The following is a 22,631-nucleotide window of genomic DNA, read 5'->3' as shown; positions in this document are numbered from 1 at the left end:
CCGACTCGTTCCGTGACCGGGGGAGTGTCGCCACCGCCCGGAGCCACAAAGCATACAAGTCCGAATCCTATTCTCAAATTAATAGGTCTCTCACGATTCGACCTTCTCCGGTGCGCTCGTTCCGTCACAAGCTCGTTTTCGATACCTCAACCAGCGTATCACTTCGAAAGCAAGTTTTAAGTGACGGTTTCCCATGATTGTCCGTGAGGCACACATGGTACAGGCTATCACGCTGGTCGTGCTGGTGCTCGGGACGTTCACCGTCGGGTATCTCGGGTACTCGCGGTACCTCTCCCGGTTCGTCGAGCTGGACGACGACGCGGAGACACCGGCACACAAGTACGAGGACGGGCAGGAGTACGTTCCGTCGAAGAAGCCCGTCCTCTTGGGGCATCACTATTCGAGTATCGCGGGCGGTGCGCCGATCGTCGGCCCGATCACGGCCGCGTTGGCGTGGGGCTGGTTGCCGGCGTTCCTGTGGGTCGCCATCGGGAACCCGCTGTTCGGTGCGGTTCACGACTTCATGTCGCTGTCCTCGTCGATGCGACACGAGGGCAAGAGTATCGGCTACATCATCGGTCAGTACGTCGGCGAGCGCGGCAAGAGCATGATCCTCTGGTTCGCGTTCCTGACGATCATCCTCGTCATCGCCGTCTTCGCGCTGGTCATCGCCATCGTCTTCGACGCCTACCCGTCGGCGGCGACGGCGAGTCTGGTCTACATCGGGCTGGCGCTGCTGTTCGGCGCGTACCTCTACCAGTTCGACCTCCCGTTCCTGCCGGGGACCGCCGTGTTCGTCGCGGCGGTGTTCGGCGGCATCTGGGTCGGTGTCAACTTCCCGCTGGCCGTCGCGGCCGACGTCGCACCGGCGATGGAGGGTGTCGACCCGATCGTGCTGTTCGGCGCGGGACTGCCACTCCCGGCGGTGCTGGGGAGTGCGAACATCGGCGGCTGGATCGTCGTCGTGATGCTGTACGGGCTGGTGGCCAGCGTTCTGCCGGTGTGGGTGCTGCTCCAGCCGCGTGACTTCCTCACGTCGAGCCTGCTGTACGCCGGTGTCGGTGGCACGTTGCTCGCCGTCGTCGTCGGCACGGCACTCGGCGCGGGCGGGCAGTTGGAGATCGCACTGCCGGCGTACACCGGCTTCATGGGCAACGGCTTCGGTCCCCTGTTCCCACTGCTGTTCGTCACCATCGCCTGCGGGACGATCAGCGGGTTCCACTCGCTGGTCTCCTCGGGGACGACGGCCAAGCAGTTGAACAAGGAGACGGACGCCCGGCCGATCGGGTACGGGGCGATGCTCGGCGAGGGACTCCTCGCCACCGTCGCCATCGTCACCGTCGCGGTGTACGGCTTCACCGACGCGGGCGGCGGGATCGGGCTGGCACTGCCGAACTTCGCCGCCGGTGGGGGGCTGATCCTCAACGTCGGCTTCGGCATCCCCGAGACGCTGGCCGCGCCGTTCATGGGACTCGTGCTCGTCAGCTTCCTGTTGACGAGCACGGACACCGCGATCCGCCTCGGTCGGTACATGTTCGAGGAGATCGTCGGCACGCCCGAGACGGCCGTCGAGCAGACGACGACGAACCGCTACGTCAACGTCGCCCTGCAGGTGACGCCGGCGTACCTGCTCGTCGCGTCCGGCAGTTGGTCGGACCTCTGGCCGCTGTTCGGCGGCGCGAACCAGACGCTCGCCGCACTCGCGCTGCTGGTGGCGACGGTCTGGCTCGCCAACTGGAAGGACGACAAACAGCTCATCAGCACCGGCGGCCCGATGGCGATCATGTTCGCCATCACGACGACCGCCCTGCTGTACAAGAGCCTCTACGAGTTGCTGTACCTGCGCTTCATCCAGGGGCAGTGGCCGGGACTCGACCCCGGACAGGCTCCGACGCTGATCACACAGTTCTCGACGGGACTCCAGATCGTCCTCGCGCTGGTGCTGGTCGGACTCGGACTGGCACTGGCGTTCATGGGCGTCAAAAACGTCTCGCAGGCACGCGAATCCGGCGTCGTCGCCACCGACGGCGGCGACCCGACCGACGACTGACGACCAGCGACGACCGACTCGCGGCTTTTTCCGACGCACCTCGGACGGACAGTGCTTTGTCGCCGGCACCGCAAGCCGTGGTATGACGCGGCTGGCGGTCACGACGCAGGCCGAGACCTTCGAGCGGATGCGGGGGCCACTCGCCGACCGGGGTATCGAGGTCGTGCCGGTACAGGCCAAAGAACGCACCCTGTCGGTCGCCGGCGGTGAGCGCGGCGACTCGGCGACCGACGACAGACAGGCCGACCTCCCGGCGGTCGACGTCGGCTTCGTCTACCCCTCCCGGGCGATGGAGGGCGGCGTGGTCGACGCCCTGTTGGCGGTCCCGTGGGTGACCGACCGCGAGGGGGTGCTCACCTCCCGGAACAAGGCCGGGGTGCTCGCGGCCTGTGCCGCGGCGGACCTCCCGGTCCCGCAGACGACGATGGTCTCGAACCCGGTGGACGACGCGACCGTCGCGGAGGCCCTCGCCGAGTTCGACGCGCCGGTCGTCGTGAAGCCGAACTCCACGACCCGAGGCGTCGGCGTCGTGAAAGTGAGCGATCCGGACTCGGCACTCGGCGTCACCGACTATCTCGATCTGGTCCACGACTACCGGGCGACCGGCGACCGGTCGTACCTCCTGCAGGAGTATCTCCCCGACGCCCGCGACTTCCGGGCGATGGTCGTCGACGGCACGTGCGTCGGCGGTGTCGAGCGCCGACTCGATCCCGAGGCGGTCGAGTCGGGCCACTGGAAACACAACGTCCACCGGGGGGCCGAGGCGGTCGGCGTCGACCTCCCGGAGCGCCACCGGCGACTCGCAGAGTCGGTCGCCGAGACGCTGGGGACCGACTACCTCGGCGTGGACCTCCTGGAGTCCGGCGACCGACTGGTCGTCTCGGAGACGAACGCCCGCCCGACGATCGACGCGGCGACGAAGTACGACGCCGGCTTCTGGGACCGACTCGCGGCGCTGATCGAGCGGACTGCCGAGAGGAGCGACGGCTGATCGAGCGCACTGCAGAACAGTAGGTCGAAGGTCGAAGAAGGAACGCGGGGGTCGGGACTACTCCACGTCGATCTCGGCGGAGTCCTCGACGCGGTCGAACGTCACTTCGAGCACACCGTTGTTGAACGTCGCACGCGCGGAGTGCTCGTCGACGCGGGCCGGGAGACGGACGTGTTCGTCGTACTCGCGGTGGTCGCTGGCCGCAGAGATGGTCAGCGTCTCGCCGTCACACTTCAGGTCGATTCCGTCTTTCGTGACGCCCGGCAGATCCGCGACGAGTCGGAGGGTGTCGCCCTCGTCGTACACGTCGACGTGAGTCTCGGAGGCGAAGCCGGACCCGTCGTCGACGTTTCCAGTCATCTCGCCCATCATCCGTTCGATCTCGTCGAAGATGTTGTCGAACGGGTCGTCGCGGTCGTCTCTATCCATGGACCACGGTAGGGCGCTGTCCGGCAAAAACTTTCTGACGGGGGCAGTTCCCGGACTCGCGGTCGCAGACACCGAGGCTCGCCTGTCGCCGAGGCCGACACGCGCACGGCAACCACCGCCGTTTTTCCCCTCCGTCCCCAGCGATCCGTATGGACGAAGACCTCATCGACTCGGACAGGCTGTCGCTCTCCCGGAAGTCCCAACTGCCGGGTGCCGGCTTCTTCTACCCCGACACGTTAGACGAGGAACGCGCCGAGGAACAGGCCCGCGAAGCGGTCGAGGGTGCGGAGGTGGTGGTCGTCGCCGACACCGACGCGGACGGACTGGGCTGTGTCGCGCTGATCCGCGAGGCGTACGACGCCGCCGTCGCCGCCGCGAACTTCGAGGACCCCGAACCACTGCTCGACGAAGAGAGTGGTGCCCTCGCCGACGAGACCGACGCGCTCGACCCGGAGACGCCGACCGACGAGTTCGACGCGGACGCCGACGAGACCGTCGGCCTCGCGGACGACGAGCCACCGACGTCGTCGGTCGCCCTGCTCGGTGCCGGTCCGCACAACGTCGAGGACGCCCTCGAACGTGTCGCCGCGTACGCCGAACCGGGCGTCGAGGTGTTCGTCTGTGACCTCTGTCCGGACCGGTTCGAGTACGTCGAGGACGCCCTGACTGCCCTGCGAGAACACGACGCCACGGTGCGGTGGTTCGACCACCACCAGTGGGACGACGCGGTCGCCGCACAGGTCCGCGAGGCGGGCGTCGACCTCGTGGTCGGCGACTCCGACGAGGAGTGTACCGCCGACGTGACCCTCCGCTCGCTGGACTACGACTTCCCCGACTACCTCCACGAACTCGCCGCCGTGACGCGGGACCACGACCTCTGGCTCCGCGAGGACCCCCGGAGCGACGACCTCGCGGACTACGCCTACTGGACCGGCGCGGCGGAGTACGTCGCGGTCGTCGGCGAGTACGGTGCCGACCTCCCCGACTTCGCACTGGAGTTCGTCGAAGAACGCCGCGTCGAGAAGGAGGCCCTCATCGAGACGGCGCTGGACCGCGCCGAGTTCCACGAGGTCGGCGAGTGGACCGTGGGCGTCACCTACGGCCGGTGTTCACAGAACGAGGTCGCAGAAGGGATGCGCGAACAGGGCGCGGACGCCTCCGTGATCGTCAAGCCCGCCGGCTCCGCGTCCATCCGTGGCACGGACGCCTTCGAGCGCTGTCACGAGGTCGCCGCGCAGGTCAACGGCGGCGGGCACCCGAAGGCCGCCGGCTGTAAGCCGGACATCTACGACGACATGCTGGACTACGCCCACCACTGGACGACACAGGGGTCGGCCGCCCGGCGCGTCATTCTGGCCGGCTTCGAGCGACTCGCCGAAGAAGAAGCCGAGGCCGACGACACAGACGACGAGACGGACACCGAATCCGCCGAGGAGTAACTACTCCGCCAATCGCTCGGCGACGGTTTCCCGGTCCGGCAGACCCCCACGGGCACCCTCGGCAGTGCAGTTCTCGGCGGCGACGGCGGCGGCGAACCGCCCCGCTTCTCGGGCCGGCAGATCACGACAGAGCCACGCGTCCACGAGGCCGGCGGCGAAGGCGTCCCCCGCGCCGGTCGTGTCCCGGACCGGCACGTCGAACGCCGGGACCTCGACGACTTCCTCGCCCTCGATCAGGAGTGCACCGTCTGCCCCGCGAGTCAAGGCCGTCCGCTCGACGCCGTTCCCCTGTAGCTCCTCGGCCGCCTCGCGGCCGGTGCAGTCGAGGTACGACCGGAGCGCCACCTCGCCGGCGAGGAAGCAGTCGACGTGCGGGAGGAGGGCGTCGACCGTCTCGCGGGTCGTCCCCCGGCCGTCGAGTTCCGCGAAGGGGCCCGCGAGGTCGAAGAGGAGCGGCGGGCAGTCGCCGGCACGGGCGTCGTCGAGGAGCGTCGAGACGACCGGGTCGGGCGCGTACGCGCTGGTGAAGACGGCGTCCGCGTCGCGGTAGTAGTCGCGGTCGGCCGCGTCGAGGCGGAGGGCACCGACCGCCGCCCCGCCGTTGACGATCATCCGCTCGCCGTCGTCGTCACGGAGGATCAGCGAGAAGGAGGTCCGCTCGTCGCCGCGAGCGAGACGGGTGGTCTCCACGCCCTCGGCGTCGAGGGCGGTGACGACCCGGTCGCCGTCCGCGTCACCGCCGACCCGGCTGACGACGCCGGCCTCGTGGCCGAGACGGGCCGAGGCGACCGCGACGTTCGCGGCGACCCCGCCGTCTGCGAGTTGCTCGTCGCGGGCGAACGCGCCGCCGTCCGGCGCGGGGAGGTTCGTCACCGGGTAGACGCGGTCGACGACCGCGCTGCCGACCGTGACGACGCGGGCCATCTACCGCTCGCCGGTGACCCACTTGTGCGAGAACGACTCCCCGCAGTCACAGTGGGCGTAGGCGTGGATCACGTCACCCTCGGCGTACAGGCCGCCGACCTCCTCGTTCTGCTCCTCGGCGAACGCGAAGACGAACTGGACCGCGTGGTCTGCGTCGTCCTCGTCGGCTTCGTTCGCGTCTACCGACTCACTCGCGGGACAGACGCCGCCGGCGAGGTCCGCGGCGATGTCGCCCTCGTTGCCCATCGCACCCTTCGCGAACTGCATCGCGTCCATGCCGGTGCCGGCCGAGAAGATGCTCCGGCCCTGCTCGCCGTCGGCGACGAGGACGACGCCGCCGTCGACCGACTCGCCGTGCGACGCGATGGTCCCGTCCTCGTCGAGGTAGTCGTCTGCGAGGAACAGCGCCACGTCCTCCGGGCGCTCGCCCGCGAGGAACTCCGAGAGTTTGCTCATGTCCCGGCGAACGCGACCGGGGAGTAAAAGGAGCGTGACTTCCGGTGAGTCGCGTCGTCTGTCGACGACCCGCCCGTCTCCTCGCTCCTCCTGCGACTCAGCCGTCCAGGTTCCGCGCGATGTCCGCAAGCGAGGAGTCCGGCGACTCGGTGGCGTCGTAGAACACGCGCTCGCCCGGTTTCCGAAGCCCGTAGAGAAAGCCCGACTCGATCTCGTCGCAGGCGATCATGCGACCGATCTCCACGTCCGCCGACGCCAGCCACTCGACGAGGCGGTTCGGGGCGTCGCGGTCCTCGCGGGCGATGCGTCTGTTGTCGTACAGTCCACGGAGCACGATTCCCTCGCTGTCCGCGACGAAGCGACCGTGGTACTCCCGGCCGTCACAGACGACCCGGACGTAGTCGTCGGTGGGGACCGCGTCGGCCGGCAGGCGGACGCACGGTCTGCGCGTCCCGCCGGCCCGGACGACCCGCGCGTCGTGGGTGGTGACGCTCGGGTTGTCGCTGGCGACGCGGTCTGCCATCCTTACTCGTCGTCGTCGCCGCCTTCGAACGCCTCGGCGACGTCGCCCTCGCCGTCGACGACGCGGGCGTTGATCTGGGCCGTCTCCTCGCTGATCTGCCGGCCGCGAACGGTGACGCGCCTGCGCTCGCCGTCACGGGACGGGTTGTAGCCCGCACCGCCGTCGAGCAGGAGTTCCTTCAGGTTCGCACCCGCCACGTCCTCGCGCATCGGTCGGCCGGCCGCGTCGGACCCGCCGGTGATCTCCAGCGTGAAGCCGGACAGACCGACGGCACCGCCGTCGACCTCCTCGCCGATCTCTCGGCCGAGGAATCGGTTCGCGTCCTGTCCGTCGACGTCGCGCTGGTAGGTCGTCCCCGAGTCCGGGTCGGCGACCGTGACCTTGAAATCTGCCATACGATGCGTGAAACGGTGGCGAGTGAAAAGTACGTCGGAACGAATCTCGTCGCGTCCAGCCCCGAACGGGTCCGCAGTCTGGTGATCGTGCCCCGTGGTGTCGTGGGTCGCTCACCTCTCGGGCCGACAGTGTTGTTAATCGAATCGATTTGAGATAACAATTCTTCCTAACCATCCCGGTTCTCGTGATAGGGGGATTAATATCCGTCCGACGGCTACCGTGGGGTAATGAGTGATCCACACGGCCACGAGGACGGTGATTCCGGCGGGTCCGCCGGCGGTCACGACCCCGACGGCGACGTGTCGTGTGGGTGTGCGTCCGACGACCACGCCCACGACGAGCACGGCGGTCAGTCGAGCGGCGACGCGGGGGACGAGGGAACCGTCCTCCGACTCTCGGTCCCGGAGATGGACTGTCCCTCCTGTGCGGGGAACGTCGAGTCGAGCGTCGCGTCGCTGTCGGGTATCCTCGACATCGACCCCCGCCCGGCGACCGGCACCCTCGTCGTCACCTACGATCCCGAGGAGACCACGCCCGACGCGATCCGCGACCGGGTGCGCTCGGCGGGCTACGAGATCGAGTCCGGCGTCACCGACTCGCTGTCGGTCCCGGAGATGGACTGCCCCTCCTGTGCCGGGAAGGTCGAGAACGCCCTCGCGCGCGTCGCGGGCGTGATCGAGTTCGAGACCCGACCCACGACCGGGACGGTCGAGGTGACCTACGACCCCGACGCGACCAGTCGCGCCGGCATCGTCGCCGCCATCGAGGGGGCGGGCTACAGCGTCGCGGACGCCGACGGCGACGGCAGCGACGACCGGTCGCCCCACGACGTGTGGACCAGCACGCGCGGCCTGAATACGTGGGCCGGCGCGATCCTGCTCGCGGTCGGCCTCTCGTTCGAGTGGTTCCTCCCACTCGCCGGGATCGCGGACCCCGTGCTCGGGACGGTCGTCGGCCGGGAGATCACGGTCGCGTGGCTCGCGTATCTCGGAGCCGCCGCCGTCGCCGGCCAGACCATCGTCCGGAACGGCTACTACTCCGCGAAGAACCTGAACCTCGACATCGACTTCCTGATGGGCGCGGGCGTCATCGGCGCACTGCTCGTGAACCTCCCGTTCGAGGCCGCGACGCTGGCGGTGCTGTTCAGCGTCGCCGAGTTGCTCGAACGCTTCTCGATGGACCGGGCGCGCACCTCGATGCGGGAACTGATGGAACTGTCGCCGGACACCGCGACGGTCCGCAGAGACGGCGCGGAGACGACCGTCCCCGTGGAGTCGGTCGCGGTCGGCGAGACGGTGCTGGTCCGGCCGGGCGAGAAGATCCCCCTCGACGGCGTGGTCAGCGAGGGCCGGTCGGCAGTCGACGAGTCGCCGATCACGGGCGAGTCGGTCCCGCGGGACGTGTCGCCCGGCGACGAGGTGTACGGCGGGAGCATCCTCGCCGAGGGGTATCTGGAGGTGGAGACGACCGCAACCGCAGAGAACTCCACGCTCTCGAAGGTCGTCGACCTCGTGGAGGCCGCCCAGTCGAAGAAGTCCGAGCGGGAACGCTTCGTCGACCGCTTCGCGGACATCTACACCCCGGCCGTGGTCGCCGCCGCGATCCTGACGACGCTCGCGTCGCCGACCGTCTTCGGTGTCACGTGGACCGAGGCGTTCACGCGCGGGTTGACCCTGCTGGTCGTCGCCTGCCCCTGCGCGTTCGTCATCTCGACGCCCGTGTCGGTCGTCTCGGGCATCACCAGCGCGGCGAGAAACGGCGTGCTGATCAAGGGCGGGACGTACCTCGAAGCGATGGGCTCGGTGGACGCGGTCGCGTTCGACAAGACCGGGACGCTGACCACCGGCGAACTGTCGGTGACCGACGCCATCGCCCTCGACGGGACGAGCGAGACCGATCTGCTGGGCTGTGCCCGCGCGCTCGAATCGCGCTCCGAACACCCCATCGCGTCGGCGATCACCGAGCACGCCGACGAGCAGGGTGTCCCCGACCGGGAGATCGAGAACTTCGAGGCGCTCGCGGGGAAGGGCGTCCGGGCCGACCTCGACGGGACGACCCACTACGCCGGCAAGCCGGACCTGTTCGCGGACCTCGGTTTCGACCTGGGCCACGCCCACGTCGGCGGCGATTCTGGCAACCTCCACACCGATGGCGGCGTCGCCGTCGAACCGAGCGACTGCGACCACGGTCAGTACGTCGACCTCGCCGAGGAGGTCATCCCTCGCCTCCAGTCAGAGGGGAAGACGGTCGTCGTCGTCGGCACCGAGGACCGACTGGAGGGCGTCATCGGCGTCGCCGACACCGTCCGGCCCGAGTCGAAGTGGGCGGTCACCAAGTTGCGCGAACTGGGCGTCGGGCGCATCGTCATGCTGACCGGCGACAACGAGCGCACGGCGCAGGTCATCGGCGACCAGGTCGGCGTGGACGAGGTGCGGGCCGGCCTGCTCCCGGAGGAGAAGGTCGCGGCGATGGAGGAACTGACCGCAGACGGGAAGACGGCCGCGATGGTCGGCGACGGCGTGAACGACGCCCCGGCGCTGGCGGTCGCCACGGTCGGCGTGGCGATGGGTGCGGCCGGGACCGACACCGCACTGGAGACGGCCGACGTGGCGCTGATGGGCGACGATCTGACGCGCCTGCCGTACCTCTACGACCTCTCGGGCAAGGCGAACGGCGTGATCCGGGGCAACATCTGGTCGTCACTGGGCGTCAAGATGCTGCTGGCACTCGGCGCGATTCCGGGCGTCGTGCAGGTCGTCCACGCGGTCGTCATCGGCGACATGGGGATGAGCCTCGCCGTGACCGGCAACGCGATGCGACTGGCGAACGTGGAACCGGAGACGCCGGACTCGGCAGAACTGGTGGACTGACCGGCCCCGACTCAGCCGTGTTTCTCGCGGAACCCGTCGATACCCAACTCGTGGAGGTCACGCGAGACGTCGGCCACGTCTGTCTCTAAGTTCTCGTGGTACGCCACCAGTCGGTCGGCCAACGCTGGGTCGCTCCGGGCGAGAATCTGGGCCGCCGACAGTGCGGCGTTGAACGACTTGCCCGCGTCGACTGCGACGATGGGTGCGCCGGTCGGCATCCCGATCACGGAACTCACTGACTTCTCCTGGACCGGCACGCCGATCACCGGCAGGGGGTACGCGATGGAGGCGGTCATGTTCGGCAGGTCGGCCGACTTCCCACCCGCCCCGGCGATCAGGACGTCCAGTCCGCGCGCCTCGGCGGTCTCGGCGTAGGCGTACATCAGATCGGGCGTCCGGTGGGCCGAGACGACGTAGCTCTCGTAGCTGTAGCCCTCGATCTCCTCGTCGTAGTCGGTCTGTTCGGTGAACTCGAGTTCGTCGAGCGCCTCGTAGGCACCCGCCATCGTGTCGAGATCCGAGTCCGATCCCATCACGATGCCCACGTCCGGGGCCGTCTCGGGGTCGCGGTCCTGGTCGGCCTCTGCTCGCAGGTCGTCGATGATCGCGTCGATTGCGTCTGTCATGGATAGTGTTGTCGCGGTGAGTCTGTCGCTCCGGCGGTCACTCGAATACTAGTCCGTCGCGCAGGTCGCGGGCGGTGGCCAGCAGGTCCTCGCGGGTCGGGGCGTCGGTCGAATCCTCTGGTCCGGCGTCCGCCACGGCGGTCAGATGCCCGAGTTTCCGCAGGGGTCGCGCCTCGCGTTTCCCGTACCAGTGGAAGCCGACGCCCGGTTCGGCCAGCAGGGAGTCGAGTCCCGTGACCTGCGCGCGCCGGGAGTCCGGCACGTCGCCGAGAACGTTGGCCGAGACGGTCGGCGCGCGAAGTTTCGTGGAGCCGAGGGGCCACCCCAGCACGGCCCGGACGTGTTGCTCGAACTGCGAGGTCTGACAGCCCTCGATCGTCCAGTGGCCGGAGTTGTGCGGCCGAGGGGCGATCTCGTTCACGAGGACCTCTCCCTCGCTCGTCTCGAACAGTTCGATGCCGAAGACGCCCCGGCCGTCGAGCAGGTCCAGGACCGACTGGGCCACCTCGCGTGCGCGGGCGAGTACCTCGTCGTCGGCCCGTGCGGGCGCGACCGTCTCCCGGAGGATCTCCTCGCGGTGGATCGTCTCGGTGACGGGAAACAGCGCCGTCTCGCCGTCGCCCTGCACACCGATGACCGAGAGTTCGCGTTCGAAGTCGAGGAACTGCTCGGCCATCGCCGGGCCGGAGAGTTCCGCGAGTGCCTCGCCGGCCTCGTCGGGCGACTGAACCGGCAGATTTCCGCGTCCGTCGTAGCCGCCTTCGCGGGCCTTCAGCATCACGCCGCCGAAGCGTTCGACGGCCTCGCGGAGGTCGGCCTCGTCGTCCACTGCGACGAACTCCGGGACCGGGACGCCAGCGTCGGCGAGCGCCCGCTTCTGGACGAGTTTGTCCTGGATCGTCCGGAGGGTGTCCGGCGCGGGGTGGACCGGGACGCCGAACTCGTCGCTCACGGCGTCGAGGACTTCGGGGTCGGCCAGTTCGATCTCGAACGTCAGCACGTCGGCGCGGTCGGCCAGTCGACGGAGCGTCTCTGGGTCGTCGAAATCGCCTTCGATCTGGGCGCGGGCGACCGGCGCGGCGGGACAGTCGGGCGTCGGATCCGAGACGACGAGGTCGACGCCGAGAGGGGCGGCGGCCTCGCCGAGCATCCGGCCGAGTTGTCCCCCGCCGACGACGCCGAGCGTCGGGCCGGGTGCGGTGGGTGTCACAGGCGGCCGTTTCGGACGATCCTGCATAAGCGTTGTTGAAATGTGCTCTGGATGTGCGTGTTCGTGCACACTAACGCGGCGAACTCGGTCGAGACTCGCGTCGACGCGTTCGAGCAGCGCTCACGTCCTCCGAGAGAAGAGAGAAGATCGGTGTGCGACACACCCGTCCCGACCCGACACCCCGCGGTGTCGTCCGGCGTCGTCACTCGACGAAGTCGATGTCCTCGCCGCCGTCGGCGGGCAGTTGCTGTTCTGCGTTCTGCCCGTAGATCTGCGGCGACTCGACGCCCGTGACGACGATCATCGTCCGCATCTGGCCCTCCAGTTCCTCGTCGATGGAGGTCCCCCAGATGATGCGGGCGTCGGGGTCGATCCGGTCGTAGATCTCCTCGACGACGCCCTCCGCCTCCTCGATGCTCATGTCCGAGCCACCGGTGACGTTCACCAGCGCGCTGTTCGCCCCGGAGATATCCACGTCCAAGAGTGGCGAACGCAGCGCGGACTTCACCGAGTCCTGTGCCTTCTGCTCGGAGTCGGACTCGCCGAGACCGATCATCGCCACGCCGCCCTTCTCCATGACGGTGCGCACGTCGGCGAAGTCCAGATTGACGAGGCCGGGCTTCGTGATCAGTTCCGTGATCCCCTTGACCGAGCGCATCAGCACCTCGTCCGAGACTTTGAACGCCTGTCGGACCGGCAGTTTGCCCACGGCGTCGAGGAGTCGGTCGTTCGGCACGACGATGACGGTGTCGGAGACGTCGCGGAGTCGCTCCAGGCCCGCCTCGGCGTTCGTCCGGCGGACCTCACCCTCTGCGGTGAACGGGGTCGTCACGATGGCGATGGTCAGCGCGCCGGCCTCGCGGGCGGCCTTGGCGACGACCGGAGCCGATCCGGTGCCGGTTCCGCCGCCGAGTCCGGCGGTGACGAACACCATGTCCGAGCCGTCGATGGCGTCGTAGATCTCGTCTTGCGACTCCAGTGCCGCCTCCTCGCCGACCTGCGGGAGCGAGCCAGCGCCACGGCCCTGCGTCTTCTGCTGGCCCATCAGGATCTTCGTGTCCGCGTCGGTGTTCACGAGGTGCTGGACGTCGGTGTTCGCCGCGACCAGTTTCGCACCCTTGATCCCCTCCTCGGCCATGCGGTTGACGGTGTTCCCGCCCGCCCCGCCACAGCCGACGACCGTGATGTCCGTCTGGAGGTCCTGCAGTACGTCGCGTAACTCTTCGTCGGTCATGGTGCCCGACGCGGGCGAACCGTCGGTGGGGGACCCGTCACCGACCGTCTCTCCCGTCCCATCCTCCTGTGCCTCGGCCTCGTCGATTGCTTCGTCCACGATGGAGTCCATATATATAGCGCACGCTTGCGCACCCAGGCTCATTACCTTTCCCCTCTCCGTCAGACGGGCGTCAGACGCGCTCTCCGGGGAACTCAGTGGTTCCCGCCCGACAGGGGGTCACTCGGCCGGTGCGTCGACCAGCGACCGGACCGAAAACTGCCGAACCTCCTCGCTTTCGACCGTCTCCGGTCGGATGGTCCGCCCGCCGACCTCCACGGCCTGTCCGCTCGCGAGTCTCCCGAACGCCGGTCCCTCCGAGATGCCCAGCGTCTTCGCCTTCTCCGGGTCGAACGTCGACCGCCGGGCGACGACCTCGGCGGTCTCCTCGTCGGTGACTCGCGTCACCTCGTCGTACTTCTCGCGCAGTACCTCGATCAGGGCAGCGAGCAGTCGCGCTGTGTCCTCGACGACCGACCCGCGCCAGAACCCCGCACGCCCTGCCACGGTGCTCCCGTGTTCGACCGTCTCGAAGGCGAGACAGGCGTCGCGCACGCAGTCCCAGACTGCCGCCTCGTCGATACCCTGTGCCGCCGACAGGAGGTCGCTCGGCAGATCACGGACGACGAGGTCGGCAGTCGCGGCCGGGGCCGCGTCGGTCGTGTCCGACTCAGGTGCCGGACTCGCAGAGTGGCCGCCGTCGCCGCCGATCCGTGCCGGGTCCCCGAACCGGAGTCCGTCGTCCACGCGACAGAGCCGCGATTCGGCGTCCTCGACCAGCGAGAGCGGCACGCGGTCGGTCTCGCGGACGAACGTCTCCGAGACGACCCGGCAGCCGAGGTCGTCCAAGACCGCCTCGAGGTCGGGGTACTCGGCTTCCAGCAGGGCGTAGTCGGTCGCGCTGGCGTCGAACGCCCGCCGGAGCGTCTCGCGGTTCGCGTCGGGTGCGCCCATCTCCTCCAGCGGCCAGTCCGCCCCGATGTGGCCGACCGCCCAGTCGGTCTCTCTGATGACGCGCTCGAACCGGGGCGCGTAGTGGCCGCCGCCGAAGCCGACGACCTGCTTGTCACCGTCGGCGGGGACGCCGACGACCGCGAGGATGGCTCGTGCGACCGCCCGCGCACCCTCGGGGTCGCGCCACTGTTCCTCTCCAGAGCCGAGTTCCGCGAACATCGTCGGCACGTCGACCGCGGTCGGACCGTGGTGGGTACACTCGATGCCGACCTCGTAGTCGGCCGGCGCGTGTTCGTCGAACGCCGAGACGATCGCCTTCTGCGCGTTCGGACAGGCGCGGGCGAACGACCCCGCCTCGCCGCCGTAGGTCGCCGGCCCGAAGTTCCCGGTGAAGTGCGCGGTCAGCAGTGCCCCGGTGTCGCCGGAGTGGCGCGAGGCGAAGACGAGGAGGTCGAGGTCGCCGAACGCGGGCGTCGGATCGTCGATGTCGATGTGCAACTCGGCGAACGTCCGGAGTTCGACCGGCACCTCGCCGGGCGTCTCGGGAGCGTCTGCCGGGAGTCTGTAGACCGTCCCGCCACCCTCGTCTGCGGGCGTCTCCGTGTCTTCGCACTCCGTCCAGTCGGCCAGGTCGACCAGGTGCTCGCGGACGTGTGTCGAGGCGTGATCGGCCTCGCTGACGACGATGCCGAACACGGCTCAGTCGTCCTCGGCGGCCGCGGTCTTCGCGGTCGGTTCGGACCCGGTGTCGACGCCCTCGAACACCTGCAGGCGCGTGAGTCGGACGAGTCGGACGAGCGCCTCACGCCGGAGGAGCAGCAGGAGGACGCCGAGCACGATGTACGCGGCCGTGTAGCTGTGCAGGACGAGCAGTTGATCGAGCACGCCCTCCTGCACGAGTGTCACAGACAGCGCGACCTGCGAGACGAACAGGACGAGCAGCGCCAGTGCCTCGCGGACGCTGATGTCGAAGTTGACGAGGATGGCGAGCGCGAAGAAGCTCTGTGCGGCCGTCAGCCAGATCTCGCCGTTCTGCTCTGCCGACAGCGGGAGCGCCGACACGGAGCCGAGCGAGATGGAGTAGACGACCGAGATGGTCCCGATCAGCAGGGTCCACTGGTTCAGCTTCGAGGAGATCAAGGCGTTGAAGCCGGCGGTCGCCCGCGCCTTGTTGACGAGGTACGCGACGACGATCAGTTCCGGCGACTCCGAGGCCAGCGGGGCGACCCACTGGATCATCAGGAAGGGGTCGACGCCGGCCTGTGTCCCGAGTGACTCCAGCCCGTGGGCGAACGGTTCGACCGCGAGCAGGATCATGGCTCCGGCGAAGCCGAACAGGCCGAGGACGGTGGCGACTCGCCTGAGTCTCGACTGATCCTGCAGATAGGCGGGGACACCGACCTGCTCCTCGTGACCTTCTGGCCCGTTCAGCGCGGCGTAGATGTACGCGACGTAGAGCCCGACGAGGACGACCACGTCGACCATCCCGATGCCGCCGCCCAGTGGGACGGTGAAGGCGTACAGCGTGGCGAGAAACAGGAAGAAGATCTCGGTCGGGATGTCCTCGGAGAGGTTCACCTTGCTCTTGAGGAAGCCCCCGGAGCGGTCGACCGAGTTGTCCCCCGTCGAGGCGACACGGTAGATCGTGTAGAGTGCGATGCCGGACCAGCCGAGCCCGATGAGGATGCGGTTCGCGCCGGTCATGTTGGCGACCGCGAGACTGGCCGCGTTCGAACCGGGGTTCTGGCCGGCCTCCCAGGCGTACAGTGCGTCGACGGCGTACTCCGGGGCGACCGCCAGCACCGCGAGCACGGCGAGTGCGAACGCGCGCGGCACGTCCTTCTCTGCGGTCTCGGCGGCCCACGCCAGGAGGAACGACGCCCCCAGCACCGCGACCCCGCTGATCGCGACGACGCCGAGTGTACTCAGTGCACCCGTGCCGAACTGGGCGCTCGTGACGCCGAGTGGCTCCAGCAGTCCCGTGTCGACGACGCTGATCCCGATCCACGGGAACGTCAATGAGAGCGCCGCCAGAACGGCGACGAGGGGGTGACGAAGACGACTACTCATTGTCTGGGCAGTAATCGAGGGGGGGACGTATGGCTTCTGCTTTCGCGCGCTCCCGGCGTGAGACGGTGACTCGCCCCCCGGACGATCCTGCGATCACCGACGCGTACAGCTTTTCGTTCTGGACTGTAGAGAGCGTGAGTATGGTCGACGTAGGTGACCACGCGCCGGACTTCACGGCACCGCTCGCACACGGCGACGACGACGTCGGATCGTTCACGCTCTCGGAGCGTCTCGACGAGGCACCACTCGTCCTCGCGTTCTTCCCGGGCGCGTTCACGAGCACCTGTTCTCACGAGTTGACCACGTTCCAGGCCCGCCTGTCGGCGTTCGCGGACGCCGGCGGGACCGTCTACGGGATCAGCGTCGACTCGCCGTTCGCACAGAACGCCTTCCGGGAGCAGTTGGGGCTGACGTACGGCCTCGTCAGCGACGCGAACCGCGAACTCATCGAGGCGTACGACGTCACCATGGCGTGGAAGAAGTACGGACTGGACGCGGTCGCCAAGCGTGCGGTGTTCGTCGTCGACGGCGACGGCGAGATCACGTACGCGTGGGTCGCCGAGGACACGAAGACGGAACCGGACTACGACGAGATCCTCGCCGCCGTCGACGCGAGCAGGGTCTGACGCCGCCGGTGGCACGCCGTCGCGGTCACGACCGGACGAAGACGGTGGTGGCACGTCGCCGGCCCCGTTCACGCTCGCCGCCCGGTGTCGACGGAGCCGAACCAGTCAAGTCCCTCCGACTCGCCACCGCCACCATGCAGGTCTTCGGTCTCGTCGGCAACCCGGTCGGTCACTCGCTGTCGCCACCGATCCACGAACGCGCCTACGCCGAGTGCGGCCTCGACGCCCGGTACGTCACCTTCGAGCCACCGGCCGACGCCGCCGGGGAGGCCATCGCGGCCGCCGAGACGCTCGGCATCAGGGGACTGAACGTCACTATCCCGTTCAAGCAGGCCGTCCTCGCGCACGTCGACCCGGACGACCTCGCCCGGCGCATCGGTGCGGTCAACACGGTGGACTTCTCGGGCGAGGTGCCACGGGGCTACAACACGGACGCGGCGGGCGCACGCCGCGCGCTGGAACGCCACGACGTGTCGCTCGCGGGTGCGGACGCGGTCGTCGTCGGCGCGGGCGGTGCGGGCCGAGCGATCGCGTTCGCGCTGGCGGACGCCGGCGCGTCGGTCCACGTCGCCAACCGGACCGTCGAGACCGCCACGTCGCTGGCCGAGGCGGTCCCGGACGCGACCGGTGGCGGTCTCGACACGCTCTCCGAGACGGTCCCCCGGGCGGACGTGCTGGTCAACGCCACCAGCGTCGGGATGGACGAGGACGCGACGCCGGTCCCGGCCGATCTGCTCCACGCCGACCTCGCGGTGATGGACGCCGTCTACAGTCCCCGCGAGACGCGACTGCTCCGCGACGCGGCGGCGGCCGGCGCACAGACGATAGACGGTGCGTGGATGCTGTTGTTCCAGGCGGCCGTCGCCTTCGAGCAGTGGACCGGCCGGGACGCGCCGGTCGACGCGATGAACGAGGCGCTCCGGGCGGAACTGGACTGACGAGTCGTCGGACTGACGAGCGGTGTGGCTCGATCCACGCGTCTGACTCACGACAGACGGGCGTCGGTCACGGGCCGACGCACGGCACGCGAACCGGCCGACCGGAGGGCCGACCGGCGGACGCTTTTAAATATACCACCACCTTACTACCACGCAATGGCACTCTTGGACAAGCTGAAGTCGCTCCTCGGGTTGGACGGCGGGTCGAACGAGCGCTCGAACGGGAACGACGCCGGCGTCACCGTCGAGCGTGACACGCGCGAGACGCCGGCGACCGAGTCCGAGGCCGCAGTGAAGGGCACCGACGACCCGGTCGCGACGGACACCGACGCCGCCGCCTCGACCGGATCGATGGTCGACGCCGAGACCGACGCAGACGAGGCCGCAGAGTCGGCCGAGGCGGTCGAGGACGTGTCCGACGCGGATCACGACCCCGAGGCGGTCGCGGCGGACGCAGAGACGGACGACGTCGAGACGGAGACCGACGAGACAGACGGGACAGACGAGACGGTCGCCGAGACCGACGACACGGCGGCCGAGGAGACCGCCGCCGCCGCCTCGACCGGGTCGATGGTCGACGCCGAGACCGACGCAGACGAGGCCGCAGAACCGGCGGAGGCGACCGTCGACGTGGGCGACGACGACGAGGTCGTCATCGAGGAGGCCGAAGACGAAGTCGGCGAGACGACCGAGGAACCGGTCGTGACCGACACGGGCGAGGAGATCGAAGACGCCGAGAGCGAGGCGGCGGAGACCGACGCGACCGACGCGACCGACGCGACCGACGCGACCGACAGTGAAGACGAGGCGGTAGACGAGACCGAAGACGAGGCGTCCTCGGACGCCGACGACGTCGACACCAGTCCCTCGGTGGACACGCTGAAGGGGATCGGGCCGGCCTACGCCGACCGACTCCGGTCGGCCGGTATCGAGACGGTGGCGCAGTTGGCCGACGCGGACGCCGACGACCTCGGCGACGAGATCGACGTGTCGCCGAAGCGGGTCGCCCGCTGGATCGACCGCGCGAACGAGCAGTGATCGACGACCCCCGGCGTCGGTCGCCGGGGGCGGACCGACGACGATGACCGAACGCCAGTACCACGTCGACGGCGATCTCGTGCCCGCGAGCGAGGCGACCGTCCACGTCTCGGATCGCGGCTTCAAATACGGTGACGCGGCCTTCGAGACGGTCCGCGTCTACGGCGGCACGCTCTTCCGGTGGGACGCACACCTCGACCGACTCGCCGACACCTGCGAGATTCTCTCGCTCGACCACGGTCTCTCGCGTGCGAATCTCCGGAGTCGGGTCGCGGCGGTCCTCGACGCGAACGACCTCGCCGACGCGTCGATCCGCCTGTCGATCACTCGCGGGCCGGACACGGGCGGCATCGTCCCGAGCGAGGAGATCGACCCGACCGTCGTCGTCACCTGTCGACCCCTCCCGCGTGGCGGTCGGGAGAGCGAGTCGACCTGGGACGGGCCGGCGACCCTCCAGACGGTCAAGACGCGCCGACCGCCGGACCGGGCGCTCCCCTCGAAGGCGAAGACGCACAACTACCTGAACGGCGTGCTGGCCGGCCTGGAACTGCGGGTGACCGGTGCCGACGAGGCGCTGATCCTCGACATGGACGGCTCCGTCGCCGAGGGGACGACGAGCAACTGTTTCTTCGTGGACGACCGGGCGCTCCACACCCCGAGTCTGGAGGGTCCGGTCCTGCCGGGCGTCACGCGCGACGTCGTGCTCGACCTCGCGCAGTCGGAGGGCCTGCCGGTTCGGACGGGGCGGTACACCCCGGACGACTTCCGGTCGGCAGACGAGGTGTTTCTCACGAGTTCCACGCGGGAGATTCGGCCCGTCGGGACCGTCGACGGCATCGACGTCGACGGCGGACCGGTGACGCCACTGCTCTCGCGGCTCTACGACGCGCTGGTCGAACGGGAGTGTTACGCGGTCGAGTCGGCCGACGAGTCGGGGAGCACGGGCGACTCCGAGACCGGCGACGATCCCTCGTCCAGTCAGTAGGCGCGGGCGAGGTAGGCGTCGATGCGGTCGACGGTCTCGGTCTCGAAGGTCCAGAAGCCGTAGAAGCCGTCCTCGCGTCGCTCGGCGAGCAGCGCCGCCGCGCGCTCCGGGCGGTCGCCGCCGTCGTAGACGACGAACCAGCAGTCGGCCAACTCCGGGACGGGTTCGGCGTGGGCCGTGACGCCCGCCGGTGTCGTCGAGTCGCCGTCTTCGATCTGTGTGGTGTGCGGGCCGCCGTCGGTCGCCGGATCGCCGGGGTGGCCGTAGGCGTGGACGTCGACGCCGCGATCCACGAGGCGGCGGTAGACCCGCCGGGTGCCGGGTTCGTCGGTGAGTCGGTCGAGGTCCTGGAAGCCGGCCCGGAGCGTTCCGGTGGCCCGGCCGCCGGCCAGTCCCTCGATGTACCGGGAGACCTTCACCATCAGCAGGGTCTGCACGCCGGAGACGGTGAAGACGGTGTCGTCGAGTCGAGTCAACACGTCGGGGTAGTCGATCTCGTCGAGCGGTTTCTCGCCGCGCACGTAGGCGGCGGTCGAGTCGGCCAGCAGGTGGTCCCGGAGGTCCGCCAGATCGGAGGCCGCGAGAGTCCTGCCGTCCTCGTGGAGCAGGACGAAGTTCGACGGCGAGACGGGACGCGTCCGGCCGGTCGTCACCTCGACGTTCCGGAGCGAGAAGTACCGCTGGATGTTCTCGGTCAGGCGGCGTGACCCGTCGTAGTTGAACACGGTCAGGGTCTTCTGCCGCGACTCGACTTCGGTGAGTACGTCACCCAGCACGCTCGTTCGGGTCTTCGACTACCGACGTAAAAGCCTGTTGTCGGCGGTGTGAGCCTGTCGCACGCCAGTTTCGCGAGTGACAGATTGCGGTCCGGCAGGCGAGTCGAGAGCGGAACCGTTGTGTCGCTCGACTCGCAGTGGTCGATATGGACGACGCGCGCCGGATCGTGGCGACCGACGAGGTGCCGACCGACGGGACGCTGCTGGTGACGCTCCGCGACGGGACCGACACGACGGAAGCGATTCTGACGCGACTCGCGGACGGCGTGGTCGCGTTCCGCAACTCGTGTCCACACTGGACCGACGTGCGACTCGACAGGGGGTCGGGCGCGCTCGTGCGCGGGGAGGAACTAGTCTGTCAGAAGCACGGCGCGACCTTCGAGCGCGAGACGGGGTTCTGTGACTTCGGTCCCTGCGAGGGGGCGATGCTGGACCGCATCGGCGTGGAAGCCAGCGACGGCGACGTCTATCTCACGGACGACGACTACGAGTTCGACAGCCTCGGTGCGGACGGCGACCGTGACCTCTCCTCCGGGAGTCGGATCGACTTCTGAAACGTGGGCGGTCGGTGTCTCGCCCCCGTGGTTCACACTCGGTCGCTGATCACCTGAGGCGGTGAGCGCCGCCGAGAGGTGTCGTCGGGCCCGGTCGTCCCGTTCACACTCGGAGGAAATCCCGGCAGAGACGTGTGTGTGAACCGAACGTGACCTGGCCGTGGCCCCGTGGAGCGTCGGACGAGATGGTCGGTAGTGGTGGCTCAGTCTGGAGGCCACGTCGACTGCGTCTCCCGGTTTTCTTCGTCCCGACCGTGAGCGTTCTCACAGACGCGTCTACCTATCAGTGTGCTTCGTCACCGAAACCGAGAGACTGCAACAGTGTGTGAACATTCGTGCTCGCCGTACAACCATTCGGACTCTGCCTCTCGGTCGTCTCGGTACGGCCTAACGTGATGCGAGAGGGCTTCTCTCGCCCGTTCGGTCCCTCGCCTCGCTGTCGTCTCTACCGTCTCGTTCACGCCGACCCTCCCCGGTGTCTTCACACACGCCCGTTCTTCCTCACCTGGCGGGGATTCGACGGAGTGTGAACGGGCCGAGTGAGGCTGTGAGCCGTTCTCGACGGGACTGGTGGCTCGAATCACCCGACTCGGGTGTGTGACTCGCAGAGCGTCCTGCCAGCGACACACACCGCGTCCGGTAGCCTTTTCGACCGCGCGACCGACTCTCGAACCGTATGTCCGGCACACTCGATCACGTCATGATGCGGGTCGGCGATCTGGAGGAGAGTCTCGACTGGTACACCACCCACCTCGACTACGAGGAGAAGGCCCGGTGGGAGGCAGACACCTTCACCAACGTCTACCTCGGTCCCGCAGAGATGCACGACGCCGGCGCGATGCTGGAACTGACCTACAACCACGGCGAGTCCGACTACGAGATGGGCGACGCGTGGGGTCACATCGCCGTGCGTGTCCCCGAGGGCGAACTCGAAGCCTACTACCAGCAACTGATGGACGAGGGCGTCGAGGACTACCGCGACCCCGAGTCCTGTGGCGGCCGGTACGCCTTCGTGAAGGACCCCGACGGCCACGAGGTCGAGATCGTCCAGCGCGATCAGGGCGCGCTCTGGTCGCTGGACCACACGATGATCCGCGTCGAGGACGCCGACGACGCACTCGGCTTCTGGACCCGGAAGTTCGAGTACGAACACGCCGGTCGCTGGGAGTCCGACACCTTCGCGAACTACTTCATGCGACCCACGGACGCCCCCGCAGAGGCGATGTCGGTCGAGTTGACCTACAACTACGACGGGCGCTCGTACACGATGGGCGACGCGTGGGGTCACCTCGCCGTCGAGGTCGACGACCTCCACGAGGCCTGGGACGACCTCATGGTCCGCGAGGCGGCCGACTACCGCGACCCCGCGTCGTGTGACGACCTGTACGCCTTCACGACCGATCAGGACGGCCACGAGATCGAACTCCTCGAACGCGGCGACGGCGAACCGCTGTTCCCGAACTGAGCACAGGTCGCGTCGACCACTCGCCGCCGATCTTCTGT

Annotated in this window: 21 protein-coding genes; 10 read left to right on the top strand and 11 right to left on the bottom strand. The window is 68.8% G+C overall.

The annotated features are described in order from the left end of the window. The first annotated feature begins 214 nt into the window (after positions 1-214). Together LI337_RS07560 and LI337_RS07555 are read left to right on the top strand one after the other, a co-directional pair. Entirely contained in the window at positions 215-2,050 is a 1,836-nt protein-coding gene (locus LI337_RS07560) for a carbon starvation CstA family protein (RefSeq protein ID WP_227229196.1), read from the top strand. A gap of 82 nt (positions 2,051-2,132) precedes the next feature. Continuing rightward, a complete protein-coding gene (locus LI337_RS07555; protein WP_227229195.1) occupies positions 2,133-3,041 on the top strand; it encodes an ATP-grasp domain-containing protein in 909 nt (302 codons plus the stop codon). A 57-nt stretch (positions 3,042-3,098) separates the two neighbouring features. On the opposite strand, the gene LI337_RS07550 is transcribed toward LI337_RS07555, so the two are convergent. Then, a complete protein-coding gene (locus LI337_RS07550; RefSeq protein WP_227229194.1) occupies positions 3,099-3,470 on the bottom strand; it encodes an Hsp20/alpha crystallin family protein in 372 nt (123 codons plus the stop codon). Positions 3,471-3,619: 149 nt separating this feature from the next. On the opposite strand from LI337_RS07550, the gene LI337_RS07545 reads away from it, so the two are divergent. Further along, positions 3,620-4,909: a DHH family phosphoesterase gene (locus LI337_RS07545; RefSeq protein WP_227229193.1), complete on the top strand. Its 1,290-nt coding sequence runs from the start codon at positions 3,620-3,622 to the stop codon at positions 4,907-4,909. Here the strand turns inward: LI337_RS07545 and LI337_RS07540 are convergent, their stop codons facing one another. The 4 genes from LI337_RS07540 to LI337_RS07525 all read right to left on the bottom strand — a co-directional run bounded on the left by LI337_RS07540 (position 4,910) and on the right by LI337_RS07525 (position 7,207). Continuing rightward, entirely contained in the window at positions 4,910-5,833 is a 924-nt protein-coding gene (locus LI337_RS07540; protein ID WP_227229192.1) for a carbohydrate kinase family protein, read from the bottom strand. Next, a complete protein-coding gene (locus LI337_RS07535) occupies positions 5,834-6,289 on the bottom strand; it encodes a DUF5807 family protein (protein ID WP_227229191.1) in 456 nt (151 codons plus the stop codon). 97 nt (positions 6,290-6,386) lie between these two features. Continuing rightward, positions 6,387-6,812: a DUF7112 family protein gene (locus LI337_RS07530; protein ID WP_227229190.1), complete on the bottom strand. Its 426-nt coding sequence runs from the start codon at positions 6,810-6,812 to the stop codon at positions 6,387-6,389. A gap of 2 nt (positions 6,813-6,814) precedes the next feature. After that, positions 6,815-7,207 (bottom strand): 30S ribosomal protein S6e, encoded by a 393-nt coding sequence (locus LI337_RS07525; protein ID WP_227229189.1) that lies wholly within the window; start codon positions 7,205-7,207, stop codon positions 6,815-6,817. A gap of 228 nt (positions 7,208-7,435) precedes the next feature. On the opposite strand from LI337_RS07525, the gene LI337_RS07520 reads away from it, so the two are divergent. Beyond that, a complete protein-coding gene (locus tag LI337_RS07520; protein ID WP_227229188.1) occupies positions 7,436-10,078 on the top strand; it encodes a heavy metal translocating P-type ATPase in 2,643 nt (880 codons plus the stop codon). Between the two features lie 11 nt (positions 10,079-10,089). Here LI337_RS07520 and purE read toward each other — a convergent pair whose 3' ends face one another. The 5 genes from purE to LI337_RS07495 form a co-directional block, all read right to left on the bottom strand. Next, complete coding sequence (gene purE, locus LI337_RS07515) at positions 10,090-10,704, bottom strand: 5-(carboxyamino)imidazole ribonucleotide mutase (protein ID WP_227229187.1); 615 nt, start codon at positions 10,702-10,704, stop codon at positions 10,090-10,092. Positions 10,705-10,741: 37 nt separating this feature from the next. Further along, on the bottom strand, positions 10,742-11,914 hold the full coding sequence (locus LI337_RS07510) for a 5-(carboxyamino)imidazole ribonucleotide synthase (protein ID WP_227229186.1): 1,173 nt from the start codon (positions 11,912-11,914) through the stop codon (positions 10,742-10,744). A gap of 202 nt (positions 11,915-12,116) precedes the next feature. Beyond that, positions 12,117-13,259, bottom strand: coding sequence for a cell division protein FtsZ (gene ftsZ, locus LI337_RS07505; protein WP_227229185.1), 1,143 nt, complete (start codon positions 13,257-13,259; stop codon positions 12,117-12,119). Between the two features lie 108 nt (positions 13,260-13,367). Continuing rightward, a complete protein-coding gene (locus tag LI337_RS07500) occupies positions 13,368-14,837 on the bottom strand; it encodes a D-aminoacyl-tRNA deacylase (protein WP_227229184.1) in 1,470 nt (489 codons plus the stop codon). A 3-nt stretch (positions 14,838-14,840) separates the two neighbouring features. Beyond that, the gene (locus tag LI337_RS07495) at positions 14,841-16,211 is read right to left on the bottom strand and encodes a sodium:calcium antiporter (RefSeq protein WP_227229183.1); all 1,371 of its coding nucleotides are present in this window, start codon (positions 16,209-16,211) and stop codon (positions 14,841-14,843) included. A 140-nt stretch (positions 16,212-16,351) separates the two neighbouring features. On the opposite strand from LI337_RS07495, the gene LI337_RS07490 reads away from it, so the two are divergent. The 4 genes from LI337_RS07490 (at position 16,352) to LI337_RS07475 (ending at position 19,798) form a co-directional block, all read left to right on the top strand. Continuing rightward, positions 16,352-16,837, top strand: coding sequence for a redoxin domain-containing protein (locus LI337_RS07490; protein ID WP_227229182.1), 486 nt, complete (start codon positions 16,352-16,354; stop codon positions 16,835-16,837). Between the two features lie 134 nt (positions 16,838-16,971). Beyond that, the gene (locus LI337_RS07485; protein WP_227229181.1) at positions 16,972-17,775 is read left to right on the top strand and encodes a shikimate dehydrogenase; all 804 of its coding nucleotides are present in this window, start codon (positions 16,972-16,974) and stop codon (positions 17,773-17,775) included. 156 nt (positions 17,776-17,931) lie between these two features. Continuing rightward, positions 17,932-18,813 (top strand): helix-hairpin-helix domain-containing protein, encoded by an 882-nt coding sequence (locus LI337_RS07480; RefSeq protein ID WP_227229180.1) that lies wholly within the window; start codon positions 17,932-17,934, stop codon positions 18,811-18,813. A 43-nt stretch (positions 18,814-18,856) separates the two neighbouring features. Then, complete coding sequence (locus LI337_RS07475; RefSeq protein ID WP_227229179.1) at positions 18,857-19,798, top strand: aminotransferase class IV; 942 nt, start codon at positions 18,857-18,859, stop codon at positions 19,796-19,798. Here the strand turns inward: LI337_RS07475 and LI337_RS07470 are convergent. Next, the gene (locus LI337_RS07470) at positions 19,792-20,574 is read right to left on the bottom strand and encodes a hypothetical protein (protein WP_227229178.1); all 783 of its coding nucleotides are present in this window, start codon (positions 20,572-20,574) and stop codon (positions 19,792-19,794) included. The genes LI337_RS07475 and LI337_RS07470 overlap by 7 nt on opposite strands. Positions 20,575-20,720: 146 nt before the next feature. Here LI337_RS07470 and LI337_RS07465 point away from each other — a divergent pair, with 146 nt between their 5' ends. Continuing rightward, positions 20,721-21,128, top strand: coding sequence for a Rieske (2Fe-2S) protein (locus LI337_RS07465; protein WP_227229177.1), 408 nt, complete (start codon positions 20,721-20,723; stop codon positions 21,126-21,128). Positions 21,129-21,804: 676 nt separating this feature from the next. Further along, positions 21,805-22,593, top strand: a complete 789-nt coding sequence (locus tag LI337_RS07460; protein WP_227229176.1) for a VOC family protein — start codon at positions 21,805-21,807, stop codon at positions 22,591-22,593. Positions 22,594-22,631: the final 38 nt, after the last annotated feature.

This window comes from Salinirubrum litoreum, from assembly GCF_020567425.1.
GTDB lineage: Archaea > Halobacteriota > Halobacteria > Halobacteriales > Haloferacaceae > Salinirubrum > Salinirubrum litoreum.
Note: the sequence above shows the minus strand (reverse complement) of the source record. Positions and strands in the feature narration are given on the sequence as shown.

Excerpts from the sequence above, each read along its gene's own strand:
- LI337_RS07560 (WP_227229196.1), top strand. The coding sequence starts at position 215 with ATGGTACAGGCTATCACGCTGGTCGTGCTGGTGCTCGGGACGTTCACC.
- LI337_RS07555 (WP_227229195.1), top strand. The coding sequence starts at position 2,133 with ATGACGCGGCTGGCGGTCACGACGCAGGCCGAGACCTTCGAGCGGATG.
- LI337_RS07550 (WP_227229194.1), bottom strand. The coding sequence starts at position 3,470 with ATGGATAGAGACGACCGCGACGACCCGTTCGACAACATCTTCGACGAG.
- LI337_RS07545 (WP_227229193.1), top strand. The coding sequence starts at position 3,620 with ATGGACGAAGACCTCATCGACTCGGACAGGCTGTCGCTCTCCCGGAAG.
- LI337_RS07540 (WP_227229192.1), bottom strand. The coding sequence starts at position 5,833 with ATGGCCCGCGTCGTCACGGTCGGCAGCGCGGTCGTCGACCGCGTCTAC.
- LI337_RS07535 (WP_227229191.1), bottom strand. The coding sequence starts at position 6,289 with ATGAGCAAACTCTCGGAGTTCCTCGCGGGCGAGCGCCCGGAGGACGTG.
- LI337_RS07530 (WP_227229190.1), bottom strand. The coding sequence starts at position 6,812 with ATGGCAGACCGCGTCGCCAGCGACAACCCGAGCGTCACCACCCACGAC.
- LI337_RS07525 (WP_227229189.1), bottom strand. The coding sequence starts at position 7,207 with ATGGCAGATTTCAAGGTCACGGTCGCCGACCCGGACTCGGGGACGACC.
- LI337_RS07520 (WP_227229188.1), top strand. The coding sequence starts at position 7,436 with ATGAGTGATCCACACGGCCACGAGGACGGTGATTCCGGCGGGTCCGCC.
- purE (WP_227229187.1), bottom strand. The coding sequence starts at position 10,704 with ATGACAGACGCAATCGACGCGATCATCGACGACCTGCGAGCAGAGGCC.
- ftsZ (WP_227229185.1), bottom strand. The coding sequence starts at position 13,259 with ATGGACTCCATCGTGGACGAAGCAATCGACGAGGCCGAGGCACAGGAG.
- LI337_RS07495 (WP_227229183.1), bottom strand. The coding sequence starts at position 16,211 with ATGAGTAGTCGTCTTCGTCACCCCCTCGTCGCCGTTCTGGCGGCGCTC.
- LI337_RS07490 (WP_227229182.1), top strand. The coding sequence starts at position 16,352 with ATGGTCGACGTAGGTGACCACGCGCCGGACTTCACGGCACCGCTCGCA.
- LI337_RS07485 (WP_227229181.1), top strand. The coding sequence starts at position 16,972 with ATGCAGGTCTTCGGTCTCGTCGGCAACCCGGTCGGTCACTCGCTGTCG.
- LI337_RS07480 (WP_227229180.1), top strand. The coding sequence starts at position 17,932 with ATGGCACTCTTGGACAAGCTGAAGTCGCTCCTCGGGTTGGACGGCGGG.
- LI337_RS07475 (WP_227229179.1), top strand. The coding sequence starts at position 18,857 with ATGACCGAACGCCAGTACCACGTCGACGGCGATCTCGTGCCCGCGAGC.
- LI337_RS07465 (WP_227229177.1), top strand. The coding sequence starts at position 20,721 with ATGGACGACGCGCGCCGGATCGTGGCGACCGACGAGGTGCCGACCGAC.
- LI337_RS07460 (WP_227229176.1), top strand. The coding sequence starts at position 21,805 with ATGTCCGGCACACTCGATCACGTCATGATGCGGGTCGGCGATCTGGAG.